The following is a 23,644-nucleotide window of genomic DNA, read 5'->3' as shown; positions in this document are numbered from 1 at the left end:
ACAAGGTTCAAGGTTTTGGGAATGTGGACTCCGCCTTTGGACGGCGAAGCAAAAAGAAAACCGCGGGAATCACGAACAGCGACAAGAGTGGCGCGGTGACCATGCCGCCGACCATGGGCGCGGCAATGCGCTGCATGACCTCGGAGCCGGTGCCGCCGGACCACATGATGGGCAGCAGGGCTGCCAGGATGACCGCCACGGTCATGGCTTTGGGGCGCACCCGCAGGACGGCGCCCTCCTGGATCGCCTCAAGCAACGCGGGCACATCGGCCTGGTCACTCTCGACTGTCTTGAGCCAGGACTGTTTCAGGTAGAGCAGCATGATCACGCCAAACTCCGCCGCCACGCCGGCCAGGGCGATGAAGCCGACGACGCTGGCCACCGACAGGTTGTGGCCGAGCAGGTATAGCAGCCAGAACCCGCCCACCAGCGCAAATGGCAGCGTCGCCATGATCAGCAACGCTTCATCGAAGCGTCCGAACGTGACGTACAACAGCAGGAATATGATGAGCAACGTGAACGGCACGACCACCTTCAGCTTTTGCGTGGCGCGCTCCAGGTACTCGAACTGCCCCGACCAGCTGACGGCGTACCCCGCAGGCAGCGGGACCGCCTTGCCGACGACAGCCTGCATCTCCTGCACGGCAGAGCGCAGGTCGCGCCCCCGGATGTCCACGTAGACCCAGCCGGAGAGCCTGGCATTCTCGCTGCGCAGCATGGGCGGGCCTTGCGTCACCTGGATGCGGGCCACATCCGACAACAGGATCTGCTGTCCGCTGCTGGTCACAACGGGAAGCTTGCGCAATTGCTCGACCGAGTCGCGGTAGTCCCGCGGGTAGCGCACGTTGATGGGGAACCGCGCTAGTCCATCGACCACCTCGCCGATGTTGTCTCCGCCCACGGCCGATGCCACGATGCCCTGGACGTCGTCGATATTGAGGCCATACCGCCCGGCCGCCGCCCGGTCGACATCGACATCGACATAGCGCCCGCCCGTGAGGCGTTCGGCCAGTGCGGAGGTGACGCCCGGCACGGACTTCACGGCCTGCTCGATGCGGCTGACCAGCCGGTCGATCTCCTTGAGGTCGGTCCCGGCCACCTTGATGCCGACCGGGCTCTTGATGCCGGTAGCGAGCATGTCGATGCGGTTGCGTATGGGCGGCACCCAGATATTGGACAGGCCCGGCACCGTGACGGCGCGATCGAGTGCTTCCACCAGCTTGTCGGGCGTCATGCCCGTGCGCCACTGGTCGCGTGGCTTGAACTGGATGGTGGTCTCGAACATCTCCATGGGCGCCGGGTCGGTGGCGGAGTCCGCTCGTCCGGCCTTGCCGAAGACCGTGGCGACCTCCGGGACGGTCTTGATCAGGCGATCCGTTTGCTGCAGCAACTGCGCGGCCTTGCCTGCCGACAGCCCGGGCAGGGCAGACGGCATATACAGCAGGTCGCCTTCGTCGAGCGGCGGCATGAACTCGCCCCCGACCCGCAGGATCGGCCATGCGGTTGCGGCGAGCAGCACCGCGGCGACCACCAGCGTGGCCTTGGGAAAGCGCAGCACCCGAGCGAGCAATGGCTGATAGATGCGGATGAGCAACCGGTTGAGCGGATTGGACTGCTCCGGCGGAATCCGTCCGCGGATCAGAAAGCCCATCAGCACAGGAATCAGCGTCACCGCCATGCCCGCCGCCGCCGCCATGGAATAGGTCTTGGTGAAGGCCAGGGGCGCAAACAGGCGGCCTTCCTGCGCTTCCAGCGTAAACACGGGGATAAACGACAGCGTGATGATCAGCAGCGAAAAGAACAGGGCGGGGCCCACTTCCGCCGCCGAGTCGCTGATCACGCGCCATTGCTCGTCGCCGGCCAGATGCCGGCCGGGATGTTCGGCCCGCCAGTGCTCTATGTGCTTGTGCGCGTTCTCGATCATCACCACGGCCGCGTCGACCATGGCCCCTATGGCAATGGCGATGCCGCCGAGCGACATGATGTTGGCATTGACGCCCTGGTACCGCATCACCAGGAAGGCGGCGAGGATGCCAAGCGGCAGCGACACGATCGCGACCAGCGCGGAGCGCAGGTGGAACAGGAACACGAGGCAGACCACCGCCACCACGATGAACTCTTCCACCAGCTTGTGCGTGAGGTTGTCCACTGCCCGGTTGATGAGGCTCGACCGGTCATAGACCGGCACGATCTCCACGCCGGGCGGCAGGCTGGGCTTCAGCGCCGCAAGCTTCGCCTTGACCGCTTCGATGGTCTCCAGTGCATTCTTGCCGGAGCGCATGATGATGACGCCACCAGCGACTTCGCCCTGGCCGTCCAGCTCGGCAATGCCGCGCCGCATCTCCGGGCCGAGCTGGATGGTGGCCACGTCGCCAAGGCGCACGGGGATGCCTGCACTGTTGACGTTGAGCGGTATCTGCCGGAAATCGTCCAGCGTCTTCAGGTATCCGGAAGCGCGGACCATGTACTCGGCTTCCCCGAGTTCCAGCACGGAGCCGCCTGTCTCCTGGTTGGCCCCCTTCAATGCGGCCAGGATCGTCGCTTGCGGGATGTTGTAGGCGCGCAGCTTGTCAGGCATCAGGACGATCTGATACTGCTTGACCATCCCGCCGATGGATGCTACTTCGGAGACATTGGGCAGCGACTTCAGCTCGAAGCGCAGGAACCAGTCCTGCAGCGCCCGCAGCTGTGCCAGATCGTGGTGGCCGGTCTTGTCGATCAAGGCGTACTCGTAGATCCAACCCACGCCGGTCGCATCCGGCCCAAGCGCCGGCCTGGCGGCGGCAGGCAGTTTCGACTGGACCTGATTCAGGTATTCCAGCACGCGCGAACGGGCCCAGTACAGGTCGGTGCCGTCCTCGAACAAGACATAGACAAAGGAGTCGCCGAAGAACGAGTATCCCCGCACCGTCTTTGCCCCTGGCACCGACAGCATGGTCGTTGTCAGCGGATACGTGACCTGGTTCTCGACGATCTGCGGCGCTTGCCCGGGGTAGGGCGTGCGGATGATGACCTGCACGTCGGAGAGGTCAGGCAAGGCGTCCAGCGGCATGCTGCGCGCCGCCCACATGCCCCAGGCCGTCAGGATGACCGTGGCAAGCAGTACCAGGAAGCGGTTCCGGATCGACCAGCGGATGAGGTTGGCGATCATGGCTTGTCCCCCGCGCCAGCGGTGGCTGGCTGCACGGAAGACAGGACCGGCACGCCGTCATCGTTTATCCGGAAACGGAAGCGCACCTCCTGGCCCGCCTTCAGGTTTTTTGGCAGGCCCGCTGCCGGCGCTGCGAAGTCCATGGTCATGGCGCCCCACTGGAGCGTGGGGATCGGTCCGTGAGACAGCGTCAGGCCCTCCGGCGTGACGGCTTCGATACGGCCGGCGCCTTCATGCTCCGCGCCGGCTGCCGATGGTGCCAATGGTGCCAATGGTGTCGATGGCGCGGATGGCGCGGATGGCGCGCTCGCGCTCTCCATGCGTGTCGTGGTGCCGCGCAGGCTCGCCTCGGAGTCGAGCAGGAACTGGCCAGAGACCACCACCGCCTGGCCTGCCTTCAGGCCTTCGGTCACCTCGGTCTGGCCACCAGCTTCCGCGCCGGTTCTTACCTCCACCGGACTGAAGCCGCCGTTGCCGGTCGCGACCATGGCCACCGTGCGCGAGCCGGTACGGATCAGCGCTTCGGTCGGGACCAGCAACTGGTCGGCACCCGGCCTTGCGCCGAACCTGGCACTGACAAACATGCCGGGCAGCAACTGCCGGTTCTTGTTGGCGAGCTCGATGCGCACCTTGAGCGTGCGCGTGCCTGGATTCACGTCGGGCAGGATGGCGTCTATCTTGCCGGTTAGTGTCTGCCCCGGCAGTGCCGGCGCGGTAGCCGAAACCTGCTGTCCGGGCCGGGCGGCTGCAGCCTGGCTCTCCGGCAGTTCCGCCAGGACCCAGACGGTGGAGAGATCGGCCACGCGGAACAACGTCATGCCGGGCGAGACAGTCATGCCATCGCGCGCGCCGACTTCCGTGATGACTCCATCGACGGGGCTCGTGATGGTGAGCCGGGGCTGCAGCTTGCCGGTGGTCTCCACCAGCCGGATCTGGCTATCGTCCATGCCAGCCTGACGCATGCGCGCGCTGGCGGCGCCGCGCAAGTCGCCGTACAGGTTGCCGCTCATGCGCGCGACCGCAAGGTACTCCTCCTGCGCGGCGACCCACTCGGGCGCATAGAGGACGATCAACGGCTGGCCACGCTTGACGGGGTCAAGGGTGGTCCTGGCATAAGCGTGCTCGACGTAGCCCGCGGTGCGCGCCTGGACGACGGCGATACCGCGCTCGTTGATGGCCACGTTGCCCGGCACCTCCAGCACGGCATCGAGCCGGCCGGGCTTGACCTGCGCGGTCCTGATGCCCAGGTTCTGCGTGACGCGGCTGTCGATGGTGACCGCCGCGGCGCTGGTGCCGGCATCCTCAAACACCGGCACCAGCTGCATGTCCATGAAGGGGGATTTGCCGGGCTTGTCGAACCGCTGGCCGGGCACCATCGGGTCATGCCAGTACAGGATCTTCCTGCGGGCCCGAGGATCCGCGTCACCGGCCGCGGATGGGTTTCGCGCTGCCGTCGAGGGTGGCTTGCGTGCTTCGCCCCGGCTGACGCCCAGTTGATAGGTGCCATAGAGGACGCCCCCGGCGGCAGCGAGTGCCAGCAGGGAGAAGATGACTTGTTTCTTCATTTGGAATCCCTCGCGGCGGGTTCGGTCTGCGCGGTGGGTAGCGGGACGAGGAAGGCCAGGTCGGCCCAGCCCCTGGCTGTCTTCGCTTCAAGGGTCAGCCGGTCGAGCGCCGTGTCGATGACCCGGTGGTTGGCTTCGGCCACCGCCTGCAGCGATCCGGTGTTGGCCCGGTAAGCCGTCAATGCCGCGTCCGCCTGGGCGTTTGCCAGCGGCAGGATGGATTCGTCGTAGCGCTTGAGCCGATCAAGGTTGCGCCGCAACTCAGAGAGTTTCGCCCCAAGCGCGGCCTTGGTATTGCGCGCAACGATCTCGGACCTGGCACGGGCTTCCTGCGCCTGCGCCAGCTTGGCCGACACTTCGCGGTCTTGCCGGCTGCCCCGGTCCCATGGCACCGGGAAGCTGACGTTCAGCGAACCCATATTGGAATAGGCGGAACCCCGTTGGCTGTACATCAGTTCGACGGTCACGTCCGGCTTGCTGGCCTCGGTTGCCGCCCGGACGTCGGCTTCGGCCAACGCGATTTCGCGCTGCGATGCCACCATTTCCGGCACCGCGTCCAGTTCGGACCCGGCCAGCGCTTGCACGCGCGGGGGAATGGCAAGGGTTGGCCTTTCCGATAGGGGGCGACTGGCTGCCTGCCCGACCCAGCGGGCGAGCGCCACCTGGGCGGCGTCGATGGCGGCCTGGTTCTCGTCGAGCCGGTCCTGCAGTTTCTGGATTTCCATCTCCGCGGCCAGTACGTCCGCCCGCGTGCCACGACCGCTGCGATAGGCGGCCTTGGCGGCCTGCAGCTCTAGTTCCAGCGGATGGCCGTGGTGCCCGAGCAGCACGCCGGCCTGTTCGGCGTACCAGCGATCGAGCCAGGCCGTGACCGCGCTGCGCTGCACATTGGCCAGGCTGACCGCGCGCCGCGCCTGCGCTGCCGCGGCTTCTGCCTCGAAGCGCTCCGCGCGGGCGCGGCGCTTGTCCGAGCGCGTGAACTCTTGCATGACGCTAATGGAGCGCATGGTCATGAAGTCGCGGGTCAGGGAGAACTGGTCCGGTCCGTTGACCGGCACATTGTTGAACCCGAGCTTGAGCACCGGGTCAGGCAACTGGCCGGCGGCCACGGCCATTTGAACAGCAGCTTCAACGCTGCCGTGGGAAGTCTCGCCATTGCCGGCGCGCGTGGTGGCCAGCGCAACGGCTTCCTCGACGGACAAGGTGGGTGCTGGCTGGGCGTGCGCAGCAAGTGGCGCGCCCAGGCCAAATGCAGGCGCGCACAGGAGCGCCTGCATGAAACGACGAAGGAAATGCATAAAGCCTCCGGGAAGCAACGACGACCCGGCCGCTCAGGCGGCAGGGCACGAAACAAGCGTGGCTTCGGAGGCTAGGTTCGGAAACAGCAGTGCAGGATCGGGATGGGCGGCGGTGGCGCGCGCGCGATGGCTTCGCCTAGCAGAACCGTGTGCCGGGTGAGTTCGGCAACGGGAGCGGGTTCAACAAGGCTGACAAGGACCGGCAGGAAGCCGGGGATCTGCGGGGTGGCGTGGTCGACCGACTTGGCGCCTAGCTGGCAATGTTCGAGGCAAAGCCCGTCATGGCTGCCGAGCGTTGTCTGTTTGGACTGCTCGGCCATTTCGGGACACGACGCCATCATGCCCGCCATGTCTACCATCTGGCCCGCCGATACAGGCGAACCGGGCGAACCAGACGAGTAACGGCTTCCCATGCAGGCGTAAGCCGCCGCTGCCAGTTGCACTGTCAGGAAGGCGGTAAGGAGGAGTCCGGTAATCCAGAACCGGCGGGGAAAGGCGCGCACGCGAAAGGTCGGTGAATTGACGACGATATTATCAGCCTTCAGCGATTTCAAACGCGCCTTTACCGTGGCACGTTGTCGCAAGGATGCGGCATCGGTCACAGCGGCGTCCTCCGTGCGCCTTGACCCGGATCCCCGGGCTTGACCGGGGCGGGTGCCGGTCGCACCGTTCGCAGTGCAAGTACAATGCTGGGCGTTGTTCCATCCTGTCCGGGCTCGTCTCGCAATATCCCATCCCATGTCCAATCTCATCGTGCACGGCGGCAAGCCGCTCCGGGGGCGTATTACCCCTTCCGCCAACAAGAATGCAGTGCTTCCTGTGCTCTGCGCCACGCTTCTGACCGATGAGCCCTTGCGCCTGCACGGCGTGCCCGACATCACCGATGTGCGCAAGATTCTCGACATCTTCCGCGCGCTGGGCAGCAAGGTGCATATGGATGACGCAAGCGGCACGCTGTCGCTGCACCATCAGGAGACCGTGTTCGACGCGGCCCGCCATCGCCTGCCGGAAGAGATGCGCTCGTCCATCATGCTGGTGCCGCCGCTGCTTGCCCGCTTCGGTGTGGCCCGGCTGGAGGACAACGTCAAGGGTTGCACGCTTGGCGTGCGCGAGATCGATCCGCACGTCGATGTCTTCCGCCGCTTCGGTGGCGAGGTGGAGCGCGCCGACGGATCGCTGCTGGTGCGCAGCGCCGGCCAGCTGACGCCCATCGACCACTGGCTCGACTATGCATCGGTCACCACCACGGAGAACTTCGTGCTGTGCGCCGCCGCCGCGGGTGGCACCTCCACGCTCACCAATGCTGCATCGGAGCCCCATGTGCAGGAATTCTGCCGCTTCATGGCAATGATGGGCGCGCGCATCGAAGGCATGGGCACCTCGCGCCTGACGGTGCATGGCGGCAACAAGCTCAAGGGGGGCGACTTTACCTTCGACGAGGATTTTCACGAGATCACCACCTTCCTGGCGCTGGGCGCCATCACCGGCGGCGATGTCGTGGTGCGCAACAGCGCGCCGGGGAATTTCCCGCTGATCGACCGCACCTTCGCCAAGTTTGGGGTGCAGATCACGCACGAAGATGGCTGGTCCCGCGCCACCAGCGCTGGCCCCCTGAAAGTGCAGACGCCGTTTACCAGCAACGTGCTGACCAAGGTCGAGGCTGCGCCGTGGCCTTACTTCCCGGTTGACCTGCTGCCCATCTTCATCGCGCTGGGCGTGCGCGCGCAGGGCAACGCCATGTTCTGGAACAAGGTGTACGACGGCGCGCTGGGCTGGACCGGCGAGCTGTCGAAGTTCGGCGCCCATGTGTTCTCGTCCGACCCGCACCGGCTCATCACCTTTGGTGGCAATCCCCTGACGCCGGCGGTGGTGGAAAGCCCGTACATCATCCGCGTGGCCATCGCCTTGCTCATGGTGGCCGCGAGCATCGACGGCCGCTCGGAGATCCGCAACGCCGCGCCCATCCGCCGGGCCCATCCGCGCTTTGTCGAGAACCTGCGCAGCCTTGGCGTCGAGGTGGAGTGGACCAGCGAGGAGTAACGGCTACCAGCTTCCGGCTATCGGCGGCTGGCAGCGACTACTAATGGCTGCCAACCGCTGGTGTGGCGAGGTTCAGGTCGCCGGCGTGGCAGGCAACAGGCGGTCGAACTCACGCTTGACCACCGCGTAGCATTCGCAAGCATGTTTTTCCAGCGCTGGCCGGTCGAGCACCGCGATATGGCCATGGCTGTATTGGATCAGGCCGGCGCTCTGGAGTTTCAAGGCCGCTTCGGTCACGCCGGAACGGCGCACGCCAAGCATGTTCGAAATCAGCTCCTGCGTCATCGTCAGTTCATTGGACGGCAGCCGGTCGATGCTCAACAGCAGCCAGCGGCAGAGTTGCTGCTCAATGGAGTGATGCCGGTTGCAAACCGCGGTCTGGGCCATCTGGGTGATCAGCGCCTGCGTGTATCGCAGCAGCAAATGCTGGATGGGGCCGCCGCGCGTGAATTCCTGCTTCAGCACTTTGGCACTCAGGCGATAGCCATGGCCGGCACTTTGCACGATGGCCCGGCTGGGCGTTGTCTCGCCGCCCATGAACAAGGCAATGCCGACAATGCCCTCATTGCCGACGACGGCGATCTCGGCGGAGGCGCCGTCCTCCATCACGTAGAGCAGGGAGACGATCGACGTGGTCGGGAAATACACATAGCCGAGCTGGTCACCCGACTCATACACCACATGGCCCAGGGGCAGCTCGGTCAGGATCAGGTGTGGTGCAAGACGCAACCACTCCTCTTCGGGCAATACGGCAAGGAGATGATTGGCCCTCGGATCGTGGGTGGATGTCATCTTTTGCCTCCCAATGCTGAGTTGGGTTATGAGGGTTATGTGCCAGGCAATTTGCGCCAGCCGCGCAAGTGAGAACCCCGGGACGATCCCGGAGCCACCTGCAAAAAAAATATAGGTCAGCAATGTGGGAGATCAAAGGCGCTGGCAGCGGGCGTCCGGGCAACGTATTCGTTGCCCGGGAGGTTTGCCGCTTGCCCGTGCCTTGCCTGGCTAGCGGATCTGCAGGGGGAAGAACAGGCTGATGCCGGGCGCCGGCTGGGGCACGTAAGCTACCGGCGGTGGCGCGTAGATATAGCGCTGGTTGTCATGGTAGTTGCCGCGATAGCCGCGATAGCCGCGATAGTTGTGATGGTCACGGGAGTGATCGTAGTGTTGGTTGCCCTGCCCGTTGCCGTTGTGTCCCTGATGGGACGAAGCATGCTGGTTGCCTTGGTTCTGGCCGAAATGGTGGTCGTCGCCGAGGGCCGGTGCCGTCGACACGCCGCCGAGTGCCAGCGCCAGGCCGAATGCCGCGGCGGCCTTCATGGTCGCCGCGCGCATCCAGCGCGAGCGCGTTGTTGAGGTGTTCATCTTGCTCTCCTGTTCTTGAGCGAAAGCCCGAACCTTGCCGCGTTGCTTGTACCTGCGCATGCCGTCCGGGCCCGGGGCTTCAGTTCTTCATCGACGCATGCTGCTGCCGGTTCCGGAAGATCAGGTCGGCATTCTTCTTTTCGATGCGATCCTGCTTCGCGACTCCCACGGACAGCACCTTTCCCCAGTCCAGATCCACATCCAGGCCGCCAAATCTGTCCGCGACGTCCGGCGCATGGCCGATCGAGCCGGCGCAAATGCAGTTGGCTTTCTCCGCTGGCGCTTCCTGGCGAGTCTTGTTCAGCCGCCGTAATCAAGGCTGGATCCAAGGCTGAATGTCGCCTGGCACCGCCCTCGCTGCGTGCTGGAAGTTCCCGCGCGCAGCGATGCGCTTTCCGCGTTCAATCCATGGCGCCTTGCGGCCCGGCCCGGCCTCTAGCACTTCTTTCTCGATGCCCAGCACAAAGCTCTTGCGCTGGACGTCGAGCGTGAGCGCGGACCAGGGCACGGCGAAGAGCTTTCCGCCCATGCCGAGGAATCCGCTAAAGGACAGCACCGCATAGGCGATGCGCCCGCCCGGTACGTCCAGCATGATGTGGTCAACTTTGCCAAGCTTGTCGCCGCCGCGGCCGATGTCGCTCATAGCATCGCCAACCGGCTCATGGGTGGGATTGATCAACGACATGGATCGGCCATGGCGTCGGTACGATGGCGGACACGGAGATGTCTTTCATCGCACTTCGCTTTGCGCAAGCACTTGCCGGACAGGCGCCGCTCAAGCGTGGCTCAGGCGCGCATGGTCACCAGCATCGCGCAGACAGCCAAGGCCATCATCAGCGTGGCGAGCCACCCCAGCACCTTCAGCCTTGTGCTGACGACGAACTCGCCCATGATGTCGGTGCGCGCCGCCATCAGCATCGTCACCGCCATGATCGGCACGGAGATCACGCCGTTGATGACGGCGCTCCAGTACAACGCCTTGATCGGGTCGATCGCGGTAAAGCCCAGCGCGATGCCGATCAGGGTGGAGACGGCGATGATGCCGTAGAAGGCCTTTGCCGTCATCGGCGTGCGCTCCAGGCTGTTTTTCCATTTGAAGGCGCCCGCCATGGCATAGGCGGAGGATCCGCCCAGCACGGGAATCGCCAGCAAGCCGGTGCCGATGATGCCGGCACTGAACAGCATGAAGGCGAAATCGCCGGCAATCGGGCGCAGCGCGGTGGCTGCCTGTGCCGAGGTCTGGATATCGGTGACGCCATGCAGGTTGAGCGTCACCGCTGTCGTCAGGATGATGAAAAACGCCACCAGGTTCGAGAAACCCATGCCGACATAGGTATCGATCTTGATGCGCCGCAAATTGGATTGCGCCTGCCAGGGCGCATTGATCAGGGGCCGGGCCTGGGGGTTGGCGAGCTGATCCTCGACTTCCTGCGATGCCTGCCAGAAGAACAGGTAGGGGCTGATGGTGGTGCCGAACACCGCCACCACGGTCGTGACGTACTCGGGCTTCCAGGACATATGCGGCAGCAGCGCCTTCGACAGCACCTGCGACCACGGGATATGCACGACAAACGCCGTGGCCACGTAGGCCAGCAAGGCCAGCGTGAGCCATTTCAGCAAGCGGACATAGCGCCGGTAGGGCACGAACACCTGCAGCAGCAATGAGATCATGCCGAACACCACGGCATAAAGCTGGGCCGGCCCGCCCACGATCAGCCGCAGCGCCTCGCCCATGGCCGAGACGTCGGCCGCGATATTGATCGTGTTGGCAACCAGCAAGAGGCTAACCACGGCATACAGGAGCCACGCGGGGTAATGCCTGCGGATATTGGTGGCCAGCCCATGGCCGCTCACCCGCCCGATCCTGGCGCTCACCACCTGGATGCCCACCATCAGCGGGTAGGTGAGCAGCACCGTCCACAACATGTTGAAGCCAAACTGCGCGCCCGCTTGCGAATAAGTGGCGATGCCGCTGGGATCGTCGTCCGCCGCGCCGGTGATCAAGCCCGGGCCGAGCTTGCCGAGCCATGATTGTTCAGCGTCTTGCGGGGCGGATGCCACATCTTTCACCGATGCCTCCATTAGCTGGCTTGCCGCTAACATAGCAGGTTCCGCAGTTGCGCACGCCACGTTATGGATACGTGTGCGGACAGCGCGCGCAGGGCGAACCGCATCGAACCGCATGCCCGTGCCTTTGCCTATACTGAGAGCCGCAGGTCGAGCGCATCATTCGCCAAGCGCCGTGCGCGTTCCGCACGCCAGTTGCCCGGGGGCATTCATGGAGTACAAGGATTACTACGCGATGCTCGGGGTGGAGCCCACGGCCACGCAGGATGACATCAAGCGCGCCTACCGCAAGCTGGCGCGCAAGTATCACCCGGACGTCAGCAAGGAGCCGGATGCGGAGGCTCGCTTCAAGGATGTGGCCGAGGCGTATGTGGCACTGAAAGACGAGGAGAAGCGCGCCGCTTACGACGACGTGGGGGCGCGGTACAAGAGCGGCCGCGAGTTCACCCCGCCGCCGGGATGGGATAGCGGCTTCGAATACAGCGGCGGCGAGGCGGATTTCGAGCAAGACCTGGATCGCAGCGACTTCTTCGAGTCGCTCTTCGGCGCCAGGCATGCGCAGTCTCGCGGCGGGCGAGGCGCTGCCCGCATGGCAGGGGGCGATCACCATGCCAAGGTGCAGATCGATCTGCAGGACGTCTACCGGGGCGGGCGCCGCACCATCACGCTGCGCGCGCCCCAGGCAGACGCCAGTGGGCACGTGCGATTGCAGGAGCGGCAGCTGGAAGTCAATATTCCCAAGGGCATTCGCAGTGGACAGCATCTTCGGCTTGCAGGCCAGGGTGGCCCCGGACTTGGAGACGCTCCCGCCGGCGACCTCTATCTCGAAATCGAGATCGCGCCGCACCCGCTGTTCCGCGTAGTCGATCGCGACGTCTACCTCGACCTGCCCGTGGCCCCATGGGAAGCCGCCTTGGGCGCCAGCGTCGGCATACCCACGCCGGACGGCAGCGTGCAACTGAGCGTGCCGCCGGGCTCGTCGGCGGGCCGCAAGCTGCGCCTCAAGGGCAAGGGCCTTCCCAGCACGCCGCCCGGCGACTTGTACGCGGTGCTGTCGATCGTCTTGCCGCCCGCGGACACGGAAAAGGCCAATGATGCGTACCGCGAAATGGCCAAGACCTTTAGCGGCTTTGCCCCGCGCCGTTCACTGGAGGCTTGATGCGATGAGCGATCAAGGCATATCGATGCTGCATGGCGTCCTTGTCGAAGAAGAGGTGCAGTTCACGCTGGTGGAGCTGAGCGTGGCCTGTCATGCCGACATTGGACAGGTGGTGGCACTGGTGGAGGAGGGCGTGCTGACGCCGCGCGGAGAGGACGCGCCGCGCTGGCGTTTCGACGGCGCCACGCTCAAGCGTGCCCGCACGGCGCTGCGGCTCGCGCGCGACCTGGAGCTCGGGGTGGCCGGCGCGGCCGTCGTGCTCGACCTGCTGGACGAGATCGAGACGTTAAGGGCAAAGCTGCGGCGGGCGAACCTGGCTTGAAGAGGAGTGCTTCGCACTCCCAGTTAATTGATTACTTTTTCTTCTGAAAGGATAGAAAAAATAAGCTGGACGCAATCGGTCCGGCAGAGAAGAATCCGCCCACGCGGCACGTGGCGTTCAGGTTCCCGCGGCCATACCAACAGGCATCAACCGAGGAGACATGGATGTCATTTACTACATTGACCACGCGCGCGGCCAACCGCAGCAGGTTCGTACTGGCGGCGTTGGCAACCGTTTGCCTTCCCGCACCGGCCCTTGCGCAAGCCGCTCCTTACCCCTCCAAGCCGATCAGCCTCGTCGTCGGCAGTGCGCCGGGCGGCTCTGTCGATCTCTTCGCGCGTGCCATCGGCAAGCATCTGCAGGACGCATTGGGGCAACCCGTGCTGGTCGAGAACAAGCCAGCGGGTGGCGGGGTCATTGCGGGTACCTATGTCGCGAGGGCGCCGGCGGACGGCTACGCCTTGCTGATGGTGACGTCGACCTTCACGACAGGGGCGGCCATCCGGACCAACCTGCCTTATGACGCAGTGAAGAGCTTCAAGCCCGTGGGCATGCTCGCCAAAGGCCCCTTGCTGGTGACGGTGTCCGCCAATTCGCCGTTCAAGTCGGTGGCCGATCTGGTGGCCAACGCAAAGGCCAATCCGGGCAAGCTCAACTACGGGACTTCGGGGGCGGGCAGCATCAACCAGTTCGCCAGCGAACTGTTCGCGGACGCGGCCGATATCAAGCTGACCCATGTCCCATACAAGGGTATCTCGCCGGCAGTGACCGACATGGTAGGCGGCCAGATCCAGATGATGGTGGCCAGCGCGCCGTCCATCCTCTCACAGGTCAAGAGCGGGCGGGTCAGGGCGCTGGCCGTTACCACGGCCGAGCGCTCACCCGTGGCGCCGGATCTGGTGCCGCTGGAGCAGGCCGGCTACAAAGGCAGTGCCGTGGAATTGTGGTGGGGCATACTGGCGCCTGCCGGCACGCCGCAAGCCCTGGTGGACAAGCTCAATGGTGAGATCGGCAAGATCGTCCAGTCGCAGGACATGAAGGCGTTCCTGCTCAAGGAAGGCGCGGAGCCGGCGGTGATGAAGCCGGCTGAGTTCGCCGCTTTCATTGCGTCCGAGGTGGAGCGCTGGAGGAAGGTCGCCAAGGTGGCGGACATCCGGCCCGAGTAGGCGCCGGCGCGCATCGCGGCGTTATGCCCGCCATTACGTGCGCCATTACGTACGCCATTACGTACGCCATTACGTACGCCATTGCGCCATGCTCGCCTGGCGTGCCTCATGCGCCTGCAGGGCAAGCGCCGCCGCAAGGCCCGCGCCGCAAAGCGCAGCCGTGAGCAAGAAGGCGCGGCCGCCCACGCTGGCAAACAGGTAGCTGCCGAGGAACACGCAGGCAGCGGTCAGCAAGCCGGCACAGGCCGAGTAGAGGCCCGTGCCGCTGGAGATGACCTGCGCCGGCACCCGGGTGCGGATGTACTGCGCCGCGCCCAGTTGCGTGAAGCCTAGCGTGGCGCCCTGCAGCAGTTGCGCCAGCATGGCCACCCCGGCGCTCTCGGCCAGGCCGATCATCGACCAGCGCAGGATGCCCGCCGCGCAGGCCAGCGCGATCAGCGCTGGCGCCGATACCCGCGCCAGCAGCCGCGAGCCGAAGGTGAACGCCGTGATCTCCGCGATCACGCCCAGCGCCCACAGGTAGCCGATGGTCGATGCCGGGAACCCCACGCTTTTCCAGTACAGCGCGCTGTAGCTGTAGAAGAAGCCGTGGCACGCTTGCGACAGCGCGGCGCTGGCCAGGAACAGCGAGAAACCGGGCAGCCGCAGCACCTGTTGCAACGGCGCTTTCACCGCATGGCGCGCCGCCAGCGTGTCGTTGGGCAGCGCCAGCGCCAGCAGGCCCTGTGCCAGGTACGCCGCCACGAACACGATCGCGATCACCTCGGTCCCCGCGCGATCCACCAGCCAGCCAAGCACGATCGACATGGCCACCACCGACATCGACCCGGCGCTGCGCAAGCGGCCAAAGTCAAAGCCATAGCGCGGCATGCCGGCCAGCGCCATGGATTCGCTCAGCGGTATCAGGCCCGCCGAGCAGGCCTTGATGGCCAGGAAGACCAGCAGCACGCCGATGAAGCCCTGCGCGCTGAACAGCAGCCCGGCGCTCAGCGCGGAACTGGCCACCAGCGCCAGCAGGATCACCTTGCGGCTGCGGTACTGGTCCGCCATGGCGCCCACGGCCGGATTGACCAGCACTGCCAGCGCGGCGCCGAGCGCCAGCACCATCCCGGTCTGCTGCTCGCTCAGGCCCTGGGCTCGGATCCAGAGGGGGAAGAAGCTGATGGTGATCGCAACCGGGGCATACAGCGCGACGTAGTAGAAATAGAACGACGCGATGGCGTTCCGGGAGGGTTGGGCGTGGGCGGTCACGGGTAAAGGCCGGGTGGCTTGGAGGGAAAGCTGCGATAGGTCGGGGGAATGCGCAGCATGCATCATCGTGCCAGAGTGGGCGCAGTGCAAGCCATTGCGCCGCCCGCCTCCCGCTTCCCGTTCGGCGATGGTCCTGTCGCAAGCATCCACGCTGACCTAGAATCGCAATAGCGGCACGGGCGAGCGGTTCTTTGAATTGGTGGGAGACTGAAAATGGCGCTTGATGGCGGGACTCCGGGCGATTCGATCCAGGTGGGTCAATTGCACATCCAATACCTGATCGATGGCGCCGCAACGGGTGGGATGGGCGTATTCGAATTGACGGTGCCGCCCGGCTCGCAGGTGCCGCCAGCGCACAGCCACACGCACAACGAAGAGTGCGTCTATGTGCTGGCGGGCAGGCTTCGGTACGCTGTCGACGGGGTGGCCCGAGACCTGGCGCCGGGAGAGTGGATGCATACCCCGCGCGGATCGGTGCATCAGTTCAGTAACCCGCACGGCGATGTGGCTCGCGCACTGGTTGTTCTCACGCCGGACATCGGGGCCCAGTACTTCCGCGACGTCGCCGATGTTGTCAATGCCGGCGCGCCACCCGACCGCGCGGCGCTGGTTGCGGTCATGTCCCGCTACGGGCTCATACCGGCGGCACCACCGGCGGCACCACCGGCGGCACCACCGGCGGCACCGGGTCAAGCGCAATCCATTGCCTAGGCCTGCGTCCAGCCCATCTCCACAAACACCCGGCACAGTGCTTCCATGCCCGCCGCGTCTTCGTCATCGAAGCGGGCAATCACGGGGCTGTCCACGTCCCACACGCCGATGAGCGTGCCGTCAGCAGCGATCAGCGGCACGACGATTTCCGATTCGGAGGCCGCGTCGCAGGCGATATGGCCGGCAAATGCATGCACGTCCCGCACGACCTGCGTGCTGCGAGTTTGCGCCGCAGTGCCGCAGACACCCTTGCCCAGGCCGATCCGCACGCAGGCGGGCTTGCCCTGGAATGGCCCCACTACCAGTTCGGTGCCGTCGTAGAAGTAGAAGCCCGCCCAGTTGAGATCCTTCAGCGCGTGGTAGACCAGCGCCGAAAAGTTGGCGGCATTGGCGATGCGGTCGGTCTCGTCCGCCAGCAGGGAGCGCGCCTGTGCGGCCAGTTCTTCATATTGCGCGGCCTTGGAGAGTGGGGCGGTGTCGCTGGATAGCTGAAACATGGTGCGGGTCCGGTGGCCTTGTCATTGCGGGGTCGAAGCCGAGATCCTAATCCCAAACCGAAACCTGCGCGCGGGTGGCATTGCCAACGCCATCCTGGTCAAGCCCAACCAGATCGGCACCCTGAGCGAGATGCTCGATACCGTGGGCGTGGCGCACGCGGCCGGGTACAGGGCGGTGATGTCGCATCGCTCGGGCGAGACCGAGGACGTGAGCATCGCGGACCTTGCGGTGGCGACCCGGTGCGGCCAGATCAAGACGGGGTCCATCTCCCGCGCGGATCGCACCGCGAAGTACAACCAGTTGATCCGCATCGAGCGCACGCTGGGGGCGCAGGCGCGCTACGCCGGCAGCGCAATCCTCAAGGGCCGGGGCTGAGCGGCGGCGCTGCACCGCGCAATACGGCGCAGCGCGTGGCCATCACGAGCCCGCCACCTTCAGCAGCACCGGGTCGTTGCGATACAGGTCGGGGAACATCTGCTTCAGGTAGCCGATCTTGGGCATGTCGTTGATGACGATGTACGGGTGCGAAGGATGGAGGGTCAGGAAATTCTGGTGATAGCTCTCCGCCGGGTAGAAGGCTTTGTAGTCCTCGATGCGGGTAACGATGGGTGCCTTGAACGCGTTGGCTTTGCCCAGTTGCGCGATATAGGCCTGCGCCACGCTGCGCTGCTCGGCGTTGAGCGGGAACACCGCCGAGCGGTACTGCGTGCCGTGGTCCGGGCCCTGGAAGTTGAGCTGCGTAGGGTTGTGCGCGACCGAGAAGAAGATCTGCAGCAGGCGGCCGTAGCTGATCTGCGCCGGGTCGAACGTGATCTGCACCGATTCCGCATGGCCGGTGCCGCCGCCGCTGACGGTCTCGTACTGGGCAGTGCTGGCTGCGCCGCCGGCATAGCCGGACGTGACCTGCTTCACGCCGCGCACGTGCTGGAACACGCCTTGCACGCCCCAGAAGCAGCCGCCGGCGAACACGGCCGTTTCCGTTGGCGCCGCGCTGGCTTTTTCATCGAGCGCGGGCGGGGGGATCTTGACGGCGTCTTCAGCCGAGTTGGCCACGCGCTGCCAGGCCAGCAGGCCCGCCGCCAGCATGACGAGGCCAGCGATTTTTGCGGCGGACGAGCGCGTCCACCAGGAGAAACCGGTTGATGTTTGCGTGGTCATGATTGCCTGTCCTTGAACGTTGCAGTGTCGTAATCAATGCGTGGAATATGGGTGGAATATGGGTGGAATAGGGCGGCTTGCGCGCGCATCAACCGAAGGTAAAGGCATAAGCCTCCACGCCGGGGTCCAGGAATTCGATCGTGAACGTGCGGTCGGCCACCTTGCCCGTCTGCCGTACCAGTTGATATAGCCGCTGCTCGGTCACCGTGCCGCTGCCATCCGCCGCCACATCGGTGCCGTGCGCGCTGCCTGGCGCGCCGCCGTCCACGCTTACCCGGAACCGCACTGGCTTGCCGTCCTTGCCCGGCCCCAGCACCAGATGCAGGTCGCGGGCGTGAAAGCGGTAGACGATCCGCCCGGAAGCGCCGGCCAGCGTGGCGTGCTCCGCACCCACCTGCCAAGTGCCGGCCAGGCCCCAGTCGTTGAGCGCGGGGCTGGCGGGCGCGGTATAAGTGTGCGCCTTGTCTTGCGCCTCGCCGCCGGGCGAGGCGAAGTTTTGCGCCCGCTCATAGCCAAGGTAGGTTTCGCCGGACTGGATTTCCGCTTTGTCGGCAGCCATCTGCACGCCTTGTACGCTTTGCGCATCGGCATGGCTGACGCCCATCGCCACTTTCGCCGCATCGGCATGGCCCGCTTGCGCCAGCAGTTGCTGGATCACCTGCTCGGATTTCGCGTACTCGCCCTCGCCGAAGTGGTGAAAGCGGATCTGCCCCTGCGCGTCGATGAAATAGTGCGCCGGCCAGTACTGGTTGTTGAAGGCGCGCCAGATCACATAGTTGTTGTCGACCGCCACGGGATAGTCGATGCCGAGGTCGCGCGTGGCCTTCTTCACGTTGTCGAGGTTGCGCTCGAAGGCAAACTCCGGCGCATGCACGCCGATCACCACCAGCCCCTGGTCGCGGTACTTCTGCGCCCAGGCCTTCACGTAGGGCAGGGTGCGCAGGCAGTTGATGCACGAGTAGGTCCAGAAATCGACCAGCACCACCTTGCCGCGCAGCGCCTCGGCCGTGAGCGGCGGCGAGTTCAGCCACGCCACGGCGCCGCCCAGCCCGGGCAGCTGGCCTTCCACGGGGAGTGCCGCGGCGGCGCTCTCGCTGGTCTTGCCGGTCTTGAGGCTGGTGGCGCGCATCATCGCGCCGGACGACGTGGCCATGGCCGCGCCATTGCCGGCTTCGGCCTGTTTAGCGGAAAGCTTGTCGACCAACTGCTGCTCGATGCCGCCCGTGGCCACGGTCGAGACGCGGGCCAGCACACCTGTGTCCAGCCCCAGCCCGATGGCAACCACGCCGAGCAACATGGCCGCGCCAAGGCCGCGCCGGACCCATTCCCCCGCGCCCAGCGAGCGCTTCATCGCGGTAAAGACCCGGCCGCCGATCAGCAAGGCCACCGCCAGCGACGTGGCCGCGCCCCCCGCGTAGGCCACTAGCAGCAGCGTGGTGCCGACGCTGGCGCCGCGCAGCGCCGCACCGGTCAGCACAAGGCCGAGGATCGGGCCAGCGCAAGGCGCCCACAGCAGGCCGGTGGCAATGCCGAGCAGGAACGACGAGCCGGGCCGGACCTGCCCGCCTTCGGCCTGCGCAAACGCGGAGAGCCGGCTGCCCGCGCTTACCAGCGGCTGCATCAGCCGCTCGGCCAGGCGCGGCAGCAGCAGCGTCAGGCCGAACACGGCCAGCAAGGCAATGGCCAGCCAGCGTCCGTACTGGTTGGCCTGGGTTACCCAGCCGCCGCCCACCGCCGCCAGCGTTGCCACCGCCGCGAAGGTCAGCGCCATGCCGGCCAGCAGCGGCAGGCCGCTGCGCACAAAGGGCTGGTCGGCCCGCGAGAACACGAAGGGCAGCACGGGCAGGATGCACGGGCTGAGGATGGTGAGCGCGCCACCAAGGTAGGCGAGGATAAGAAGGAACATGGAATGCTTCACTCTGGTTGTTGTCGGCGTTGGAGGCCCGCGCGGGCTCAGGCGGCTTGCGGCTTGAACGTCATCGCCACGCCGTTCATGCAGTAGCGCAGCCCGGTCGGCTTGGGGCCGTCGTCGAACACATGGCCCAGGTGGCCGCCGCAGCGCCGGCAGTGCACCTCCGTGCGCGATATGCCGAAGGACCGGTCCTCGTTCGTGCGCACGGCGTTCTCCAGCGGCGCCCAGAAGCTGGGCCAGCCGGTGCGGCTGTCGAACTTGGTGCGCGACGAGAACAGGTCGAGCTGGCATCCGGCGCAGGCGAAGATGCCGGCGCGATGCTCATCGTTCAGCGGGCTGCTGTAGGGCCGCTCCGTGCCTTCCTGGCGCAGCACGTTGTACTGGCTTGCGCTGAGCATCTGGCGCCACTGGGCGTCGGAGCGTACTACCTCGAAGGTTTCGGCGGGCTTGCCCGCGTTCGCCGTGCCGGCGGCCAGCGCGCGCCAGCCGCTCGCGGCCGCGAGCGCCGCCACGGCGGCGCCGCCCGATACCAAAAAGCGCCTTCTGCTTCCCATGATGTGCTCCTTGCCTCAATGTATCGATCGCTGCGACCGACTTGCCGTCGATCGCTGCCATGGATCGTTGGCCGCATCGTATGGCTGGCACCATCCCGGAGTCCTCACCAAAGGTTAAATTAAATGTGATAACTCGCCGCCTCAAAATTTTGCACAATAGCCAGGCCGGCGCTTTTCCTGTGCCCCCCTGTCACGCGCGAGCCGGCTCGCGCCTCTAGGCTGAACATGGATCACCCCAAGCGCATCCTGATCGTCGAAGACGACGTCGACATCGCCAACGTACTGAGCCTGCACCTGCGCGACGAGCGCTATGAAGTCGTGCACAGCGCCGACGGCAACGAAGGCCTGCGGCTGCTGGCGCAGGGCAACTGGGACGCGCTGATCCTCGACCTGATGCTGCCCGGCGTGGACGGGCTGGAGATCTGCCGGCGCGCCCGCGCCATGACGCGCTACACGCCGATCATCATCACCAGCGCGCGCGCAAGCGAAGTCCACCGCATCCTTGGCCTGGAACTTGGCGCCGACGACTACCTGGCCAAGCCGTTCTCGGTGCTCGAGCTGGTGGCCCGCGTGAAGGCGCTGCTGCGCCGCGTGGATGCGATGGCCAAGGACCTGCGGATCGATGCGGGCAGCCTGGAGCTGGGCGGCCTGTCGATCGATCCGCTCACGCGCGAGGCCAGCGTGGACGGCCGGCGCATCGAGCTCACCCCGCGCGAGTTCGACCTGCTGTATTTCTTCGCCAGGCATCCCGGCAAGGTCTTCTCCCGCATGGACCTGCTCAACGCCGTCTGGGGCTATCAGCACGAGGGCTACGAACATACCGTCAACACCCATATCAACCGGCTGCGCACCAAGATCGAGGCCGACCCGGCACAGCCCAGCCGCATCCTGACCGTATGGGGGCATGGCTACAAGCTCGCGGCGGGAGCCCAAGGAGGCGCGCCGTGAGCCTTGACCTTGGACTGAACCTGAGCCGCCGCCTGACCCTGACGCAGCGGCTGTCCCTGGTGTTTTCCGTGCTGCTGCTGGCCTGCTGCGGCGCCTCCGCGTGGCTGCAGGTCCGCTCCAACGACATGCGCGAGAAGGAGGTCATCCAGGACCTGTCGCGCGGGCTGGCCGGCCATATTGCGCGCAATGCGTCGCTGATGGACGCCAACGGGCTCAAGCCGGATGCGTTGCGCCGCCTGTTCGGCCAGTTGATGGTGGTGAACCCGAGCGTGGAGGTGTACCTGCTGGACAGCCAGGGCCGGATCCAGGGGCACGATGCGCCGGCCGGGCACCTGCAGCGCCAGCAGGTAGACCTCAAGCCGGTGCAGCGCCTGCTGGCCGGCGAGCCGCTGCCTATCCTTGGGGACGATCCGCGCAGCGCGGGCGGGCGCAAGGTGTTCAGCGCCGCGCCGCTGCGCGTGGGCGGTGCCGAGCCCGCCGGCTACATCTACGTGGTGCTGCTGGGCGAGGCGCATGACGAACTGGCGGCGCGCGCCTCCGCCAACTCGGTGCTGCGCACCACGCTGTGGTCGATGGGGCTGGTGGCGCTGCTGGGATTGCTGGCCGGGTTGATGGCGTTTGGCCTCATCACGCGGCCGCTGCGCCGCCTGACCGAGGCGATGCGGCGGTTTGATGCCGATGGTGCGCCCGAGACGCAGCCGCGCGTGCCGCGCTCGCCGTGCGGCAATGCGCGCGATGAAATCGTCGCGCTGGAAGCGGCCTTCGCGCAAATGGCGGACCGCATCGCCGAGCAATGGCGCGCGCTGACCAAGCAGGACCAGGAGCGGCGCGAGCTGGTTGCCAATATTTCCCATGACCTGCGCACGCCGCTGACCTCGCTGCACGGCTACCTGGAAACGCTGTCGCTCAAGGCCGATACGCTTAGCGAGGCCGAGCGCCAGCGCTACCTGGCCATCGCGCTGGCGCAAAGCGTCAAGGTGGGGCGGCTGGCGCAATCGCTCTTTGAGTTGGCGCGGCTGGAGCACGGCATTGTGCAGCCGGCGCTGGAGGATTTTTCGCTGGTGGACCTGGTGCAGGACGTGTTCCAGAAGTTCGAGCTGCCGGCCGAGGCGCGCCATGTGCGGCTGCGCGCCGGCATCCCGCAGCGCCTGCCCGCCGTCACGGCCGATCTCGGCATGATCGAGCGCGTGCTGACCAACCTGCTGGACAACGCGATCCGCCATACACCCGCCGAAGGCGCCATCGATGTCGATCTCGCCCTGCGCGACGGCAAGGTGGCGGTCACCGTCAGCGATACCGGCCCCGGCATTCCGGCGGAACTGCGCGAGAGCCTGTTCCAGCGGCCGTTCAGCGCCGGCGGCGCGCATCGCGGCGGCGGGCTGGGGCTGCTGATCGTGCAGCGCATGCTGCAGCTGCATCACAGCCAGATCCGGCTGGTGGAGCGCGCCGGCAGCGGTACGGTGTTCAGCTTTGAGTTGCCGGTGTCCAGCGTCGCTGCCGGCAATGCCCGCTAGCGGCGGGCAGGTTCAGCCCGCTGCCTGGCCGGAGAAGCGTTCGATCAGCCATGCGGCAGCGGGGCCGGGTGGCGTGTCGGTCCGGTAGATCGCATCGAAGGGGTAGAAGTTGCCGTGATTGTCGGGCAGGTCGAGCAGCACCAGACGGCCCGCGTCTAGGTCTTCCTGCACCATGGGCATCGGCATATTGCCCCAGCCTATGCCTTCTCGCAGCAGCATGTGCTTGGCGCCAAGATCGGCCAGCCGCCAGGTATGCGTGCTGACCACCGCGAAATCCATGCCGCGCGTCAACGCCGAGCGGTCCGACAGCACCAGTTGCACATGATGGCGCGCGGCGCCCGGTGGATTCGGGTTGCCGCTGGCCAGCGGATGGCCCGGCGCCGCAACCGGCCATAGCATCACATTGCCGATCCGGATGCGCTCGATTCCCGCTACGCCCGAGCTGAGCGGCCCGCTAACGCCAATGGTGGCGGCGCGGTCCAGCACCATCTGCGTCACGGCGCCAAGTGCCTCCATGTGCAGGTGCAGCGCTACCGTGGGAAATGTCTCTCGAAAGGCCTTCAGCGCGTCCACCACCCGGGATGCCGGCAGCATCACGTCCAGCGTCAGGTGGACCTCGGCCTCCAGGCCTTGCAGCAAGCCCTTGACCTTCGCGCGCAGCCCGTCGATGCCCATGGTGACTGTGCGCGCCTCGGCCAGCACGGTGCGGCCCGCCTCGGTCAGTTGCGGTTTTTTGGTGGTCTTGCGGTCGAACAGCGCCACGCCGAGCTGATTCTCCAGGTTGGCGATCGTATAGCTGATGACCGAGGTCGCCCGGCTGAGCTTGCGGGCCGCGCCGGCAAAGCTGCCGACGTCCACCACGGTCAGGAACACCTTCAGTTGATCCAGCGTGGGCGTACCGGGATTTGGCATCTTATCGATTTTATCGAACGTTTCGATCCATATTATCCCAGTTTCGCGGACGTAAA

Annotated in this window: 21 protein-coding genes and 2 pseudogenes; 9 read left to right on the top strand and 14 right to left on the bottom strand. The window is 66.0% G+C overall.

What is annotated here, in order from left to right; translation table 11 throughout:
- Positions 1-7 precede the first annotated feature (7 nt).
- The 4 genes from AC1RQC_RS11810 to AC1RQC_RS11795 all read right to left on the bottom strand — a co-directional run bounded on the left by AC1RQC_RS11810 (position 8) and on the right by AC1RQC_RS11795 (position 6,616).
- Positions 8-3,151, bottom strand: a complete 3,144-nt coding sequence (locus AC1RQC_RS11810) for an efflux RND transporter permease subunit (protein WP_492883417.1) — start codon at positions 3,149-3,151, stop codon at positions 8-10.
- Positions 3,148-4,716 carry an efflux RND transporter periplasmic adaptor subunit gene (locus AC1RQC_RS11805; RefSeq protein ID WP_492808277.1) on the bottom strand — a complete coding sequence of 523 codons (1,569 nt, stop codon included), beginning with the start codon at positions 4,714-4,716 and terminating at the stop codon, positions 3,148-3,150. The genes AC1RQC_RS11810 and AC1RQC_RS11805 overlap by 4 nt, the downstream gene beginning before the upstream one ends.
- Positions 4,713-6,014 (bottom strand): TolC family protein, encoded by a 1,302-nt coding sequence (locus AC1RQC_RS11800; RefSeq protein ID WP_492883415.1) that lies wholly within the window; start codon positions 6,012-6,014, stop codon positions 4,713-4,715. Before AC1RQC_RS11800 ends, AC1RQC_RS11805 begins: the two co-directional genes overlap by 4 nt.
- Before the next feature lie 71 nt (positions 6,015-6,085).
- Entirely contained in the window at positions 6,086-6,616 is a 531-nt protein-coding gene (locus AC1RQC_RS11795; RefSeq protein WP_492808274.1) for a copper resistance protein, read from the bottom strand.
- A gap of 136 nt (positions 6,617-6,752) precedes the next feature.
- On the opposite strand from AC1RQC_RS11795, the gene AC1RQC_RS11790 reads away from it, so the two are divergent.
- The gene (locus AC1RQC_RS11790; RefSeq protein ID WP_492370521.1) at positions 6,753-8,054 is read left to right on the top strand and encodes a UDP-N-acetylglucosamine 1-carboxyvinyltransferase; all 1,302 of its coding nucleotides are present in this window, start codon (positions 6,753-6,755) and stop codon (positions 8,052-8,054) included.
- 72 nt (positions 8,055-8,126) lie between these two features.
- Here AC1RQC_RS11790 and AC1RQC_RS11785 read toward each other — a convergent pair whose 3' ends face one another.
- Both AC1RQC_RS11785 and AC1RQC_RS11780 read right to left on the bottom strand, forming a co-directional pair.
- A complete protein-coding gene (locus AC1RQC_RS11785; RefSeq protein ID WP_492883520.1) occupies positions 8,127-8,846 on the bottom strand; it encodes a Crp/Fnr family transcriptional regulator in 720 nt (239 codons plus the stop codon).
- Positions 8,847-9,056: 210 nt separating this feature from the next.
- Complete coding sequence (locus AC1RQC_RS11780) at positions 9,057-9,416, bottom strand: hypothetical protein (RefSeq protein WP_492883413.1); 360 nt, start codon at positions 9,414-9,416, stop codon at positions 9,057-9,059.
- Between the two features lie 97 nt (positions 9,417-9,513).
- Between AC1RQC_RS11780 and AC1RQC_RS11775 the strand changes: the two genes are divergently transcribed.
- Positions 9,514-9,729: a hypothetical protein gene (locus AC1RQC_RS11775; RefSeq protein ID WP_492370519.1), complete on the top strand. Its 216-nt coding sequence runs from the start codon at positions 9,514-9,516 to the stop codon at positions 9,727-9,729.
- A 108-nt stretch (positions 9,730-9,837) separates the two neighbouring features.
- On the opposite strand, the pseudogene AC1RQC_RS11770 reads toward AC1RQC_RS11775, so the two are convergent.
- A pseudogene (locus tag AC1RQC_RS11770) lies at positions 9,838-10,038 on the bottom strand (PRC-barrel domain-containing protein); the annotation flags it as partial.
- Positions 10,039-10,202: 164 nt separating this feature from the next.
- The gene (locus AC1RQC_RS11765) at positions 10,203-11,498 is read right to left on the bottom strand and encodes an NRAMP family divalent metal transporter (RefSeq protein ID WP_492370598.1); all 1,296 of its coding nucleotides are present in this window, start codon (positions 11,496-11,498) and stop codon (positions 10,203-10,205) included.
- Between the two features lie 196 nt (positions 11,499-11,694).
- Between AC1RQC_RS11765 and AC1RQC_RS11760 the strand changes: the two genes are divergently transcribed.
- The 3 genes from AC1RQC_RS11760 to AC1RQC_RS11750 all read left to right on the top strand — a co-directional run bounded on the left by AC1RQC_RS11760 (position 11,695) and on the right by AC1RQC_RS11750 (position 14,130).
- On the top strand, positions 11,695-12,642 hold the full coding sequence (locus AC1RQC_RS11760) for a DnaJ C-terminal domain-containing protein (RefSeq protein WP_492370518.1): 948 nt from the start codon (positions 11,695-11,697) through the stop codon (positions 12,640-12,642).
- Positions 12,643-12,646: 4 nt separating this feature from the next.
- A complete protein-coding gene (locus AC1RQC_RS11755) occupies positions 12,647-12,964 on the top strand; it encodes a chaperone modulator CbpM (RefSeq protein WP_253930597.1) in 318 nt (105 codons plus the stop codon).
- 164 nt (positions 12,965-13,128) lie between these two features.
- Positions 13,129-14,130 (top strand): tripartite tricarboxylate transporter substrate binding protein, encoded by a 1,002-nt coding sequence (locus AC1RQC_RS11750; RefSeq protein ID WP_492808270.1) that lies wholly within the window; start codon positions 13,129-13,131, stop codon positions 14,128-14,130.
- Positions 14,131-14,199: 69 nt separating this feature from the next.
- Here the strand turns inward: AC1RQC_RS11750 and AC1RQC_RS11745 are convergent, their stop codons facing one another.
- Positions 14,200-15,381: an MFS transporter gene (locus AC1RQC_RS11745; protein ID WP_492808269.1), complete on the bottom strand. Its 1,182-nt coding sequence runs from the start codon at positions 15,379-15,381 to the stop codon at positions 14,200-14,202.
- A gap of 213 nt (positions 15,382-15,594) precedes the next feature.
- Between AC1RQC_RS11745 and AC1RQC_RS11740 the strand changes: the two genes are divergently transcribed.
- Positions 15,595-16,092 carry a cupin domain-containing protein gene (locus tag AC1RQC_RS11740; protein WP_492883411.1) on the top strand — a complete coding sequence of 166 codons (498 nt, stop codon included), beginning with the start codon at positions 15,595-15,597 and terminating at the stop codon, positions 16,090-16,092.
- Here AC1RQC_RS11740 and AC1RQC_RS11735 read toward each other — a convergent pair.
- Positions 16,089-16,589 (bottom strand): GAF domain-containing protein, encoded by a 501-nt coding sequence (locus AC1RQC_RS11735; protein WP_492370513.1) that lies wholly within the window; start codon positions 16,587-16,589, stop codon positions 16,089-16,091. The genes AC1RQC_RS11740 and AC1RQC_RS11735 overlap by 4 nt on opposite strands.
- A gap of 76 nt (positions 16,590-16,665) precedes the next feature.
- Here AC1RQC_RS11735 and eno point away from each other — a divergent pair.
- Positions 16,666-16,965, top strand: a pseudogene (gene eno / locus AC1RQC_RS11730) (phosphopyruvate hydratase); the annotation flags it as partial.
- A gap of 42 nt (positions 16,966-17,007) precedes the next feature.
- On the opposite strand, the gene msrA reads toward eno, so the two are convergent.
- From msrA to msrB, 3 genes are all read right to left on the bottom strand, one after another.
- Positions 17,008-17,748, bottom strand: a complete 741-nt coding sequence (gene msrA, locus AC1RQC_RS11725) for a peptide-methionine (S)-S-oxide reductase MsrA (RefSeq protein ID WP_492883409.1) — start codon at positions 17,746-17,748, stop codon at positions 17,008-17,010.
- 88 nt (positions 17,749-17,836) lie between these two features.
- Entirely contained in the window at positions 17,837-19,654 is a 1,818-nt protein-coding gene (locus tag AC1RQC_RS11720) for a cytochrome c biogenesis protein DipZ (RefSeq protein ID WP_492883407.1), read from the bottom strand.
- Positions 19,655-19,701: 47 nt separating this feature from the next.
- Positions 19,702-20,214, bottom strand: coding sequence for a peptide-methionine (R)-S-oxide reductase MsrB (gene msrB, locus AC1RQC_RS11715; RefSeq protein ID WP_492883405.1), 513 nt, complete (start codon positions 20,212-20,214; stop codon positions 19,702-19,704).
- 225 nt (positions 20,215-20,439) lie between these two features.
- Here msrB and AC1RQC_RS11710 point away from each other — a divergent pair, with 225 nt between their 5' ends.
- Together AC1RQC_RS11710 and AC1RQC_RS11705 are read left to right on the top strand one after the other, a co-directional pair.
- Entirely contained in the window at positions 20,440-21,162 is a 723-nt protein-coding gene (locus tag AC1RQC_RS11710; RefSeq protein WP_492370597.1) for a response regulator transcription factor, read from the top strand.
- Positions 21,159-22,676 (top strand): sensor histidine kinase, encoded by a 1,518-nt coding sequence (locus AC1RQC_RS11705; protein WP_492370509.1) that lies wholly within the window; start codon positions 21,159-21,161, stop codon positions 22,674-22,676. The genes AC1RQC_RS11710 and AC1RQC_RS11705 overlap by 4 nt, the downstream gene beginning before the upstream one ends.
- A 12-nt stretch (positions 22,677-22,688) precedes the next feature.
- Here the strand turns inward: AC1RQC_RS11705 and AC1RQC_RS11700 are convergent, their stop codons facing one another.
- Positions 22,689-23,588 (bottom strand): LysR family transcriptional regulator, encoded by a 900-nt coding sequence (locus tag AC1RQC_RS11700; protein ID WP_492808260.1) that lies wholly within the window; start codon positions 23,586-23,588, stop codon positions 22,689-22,691.
- Positions 23,589-23,644 lie beyond the last annotated feature (56 nt).

This window comes from Cupriavidus sp. GW822-FHT03E04, from assembly GCF_058801495.1.
The sequence above is the reverse complement of the archived record's forward strand: the minus strand, read 5'-3'. Positions and strand labels throughout refer to the sequence as shown.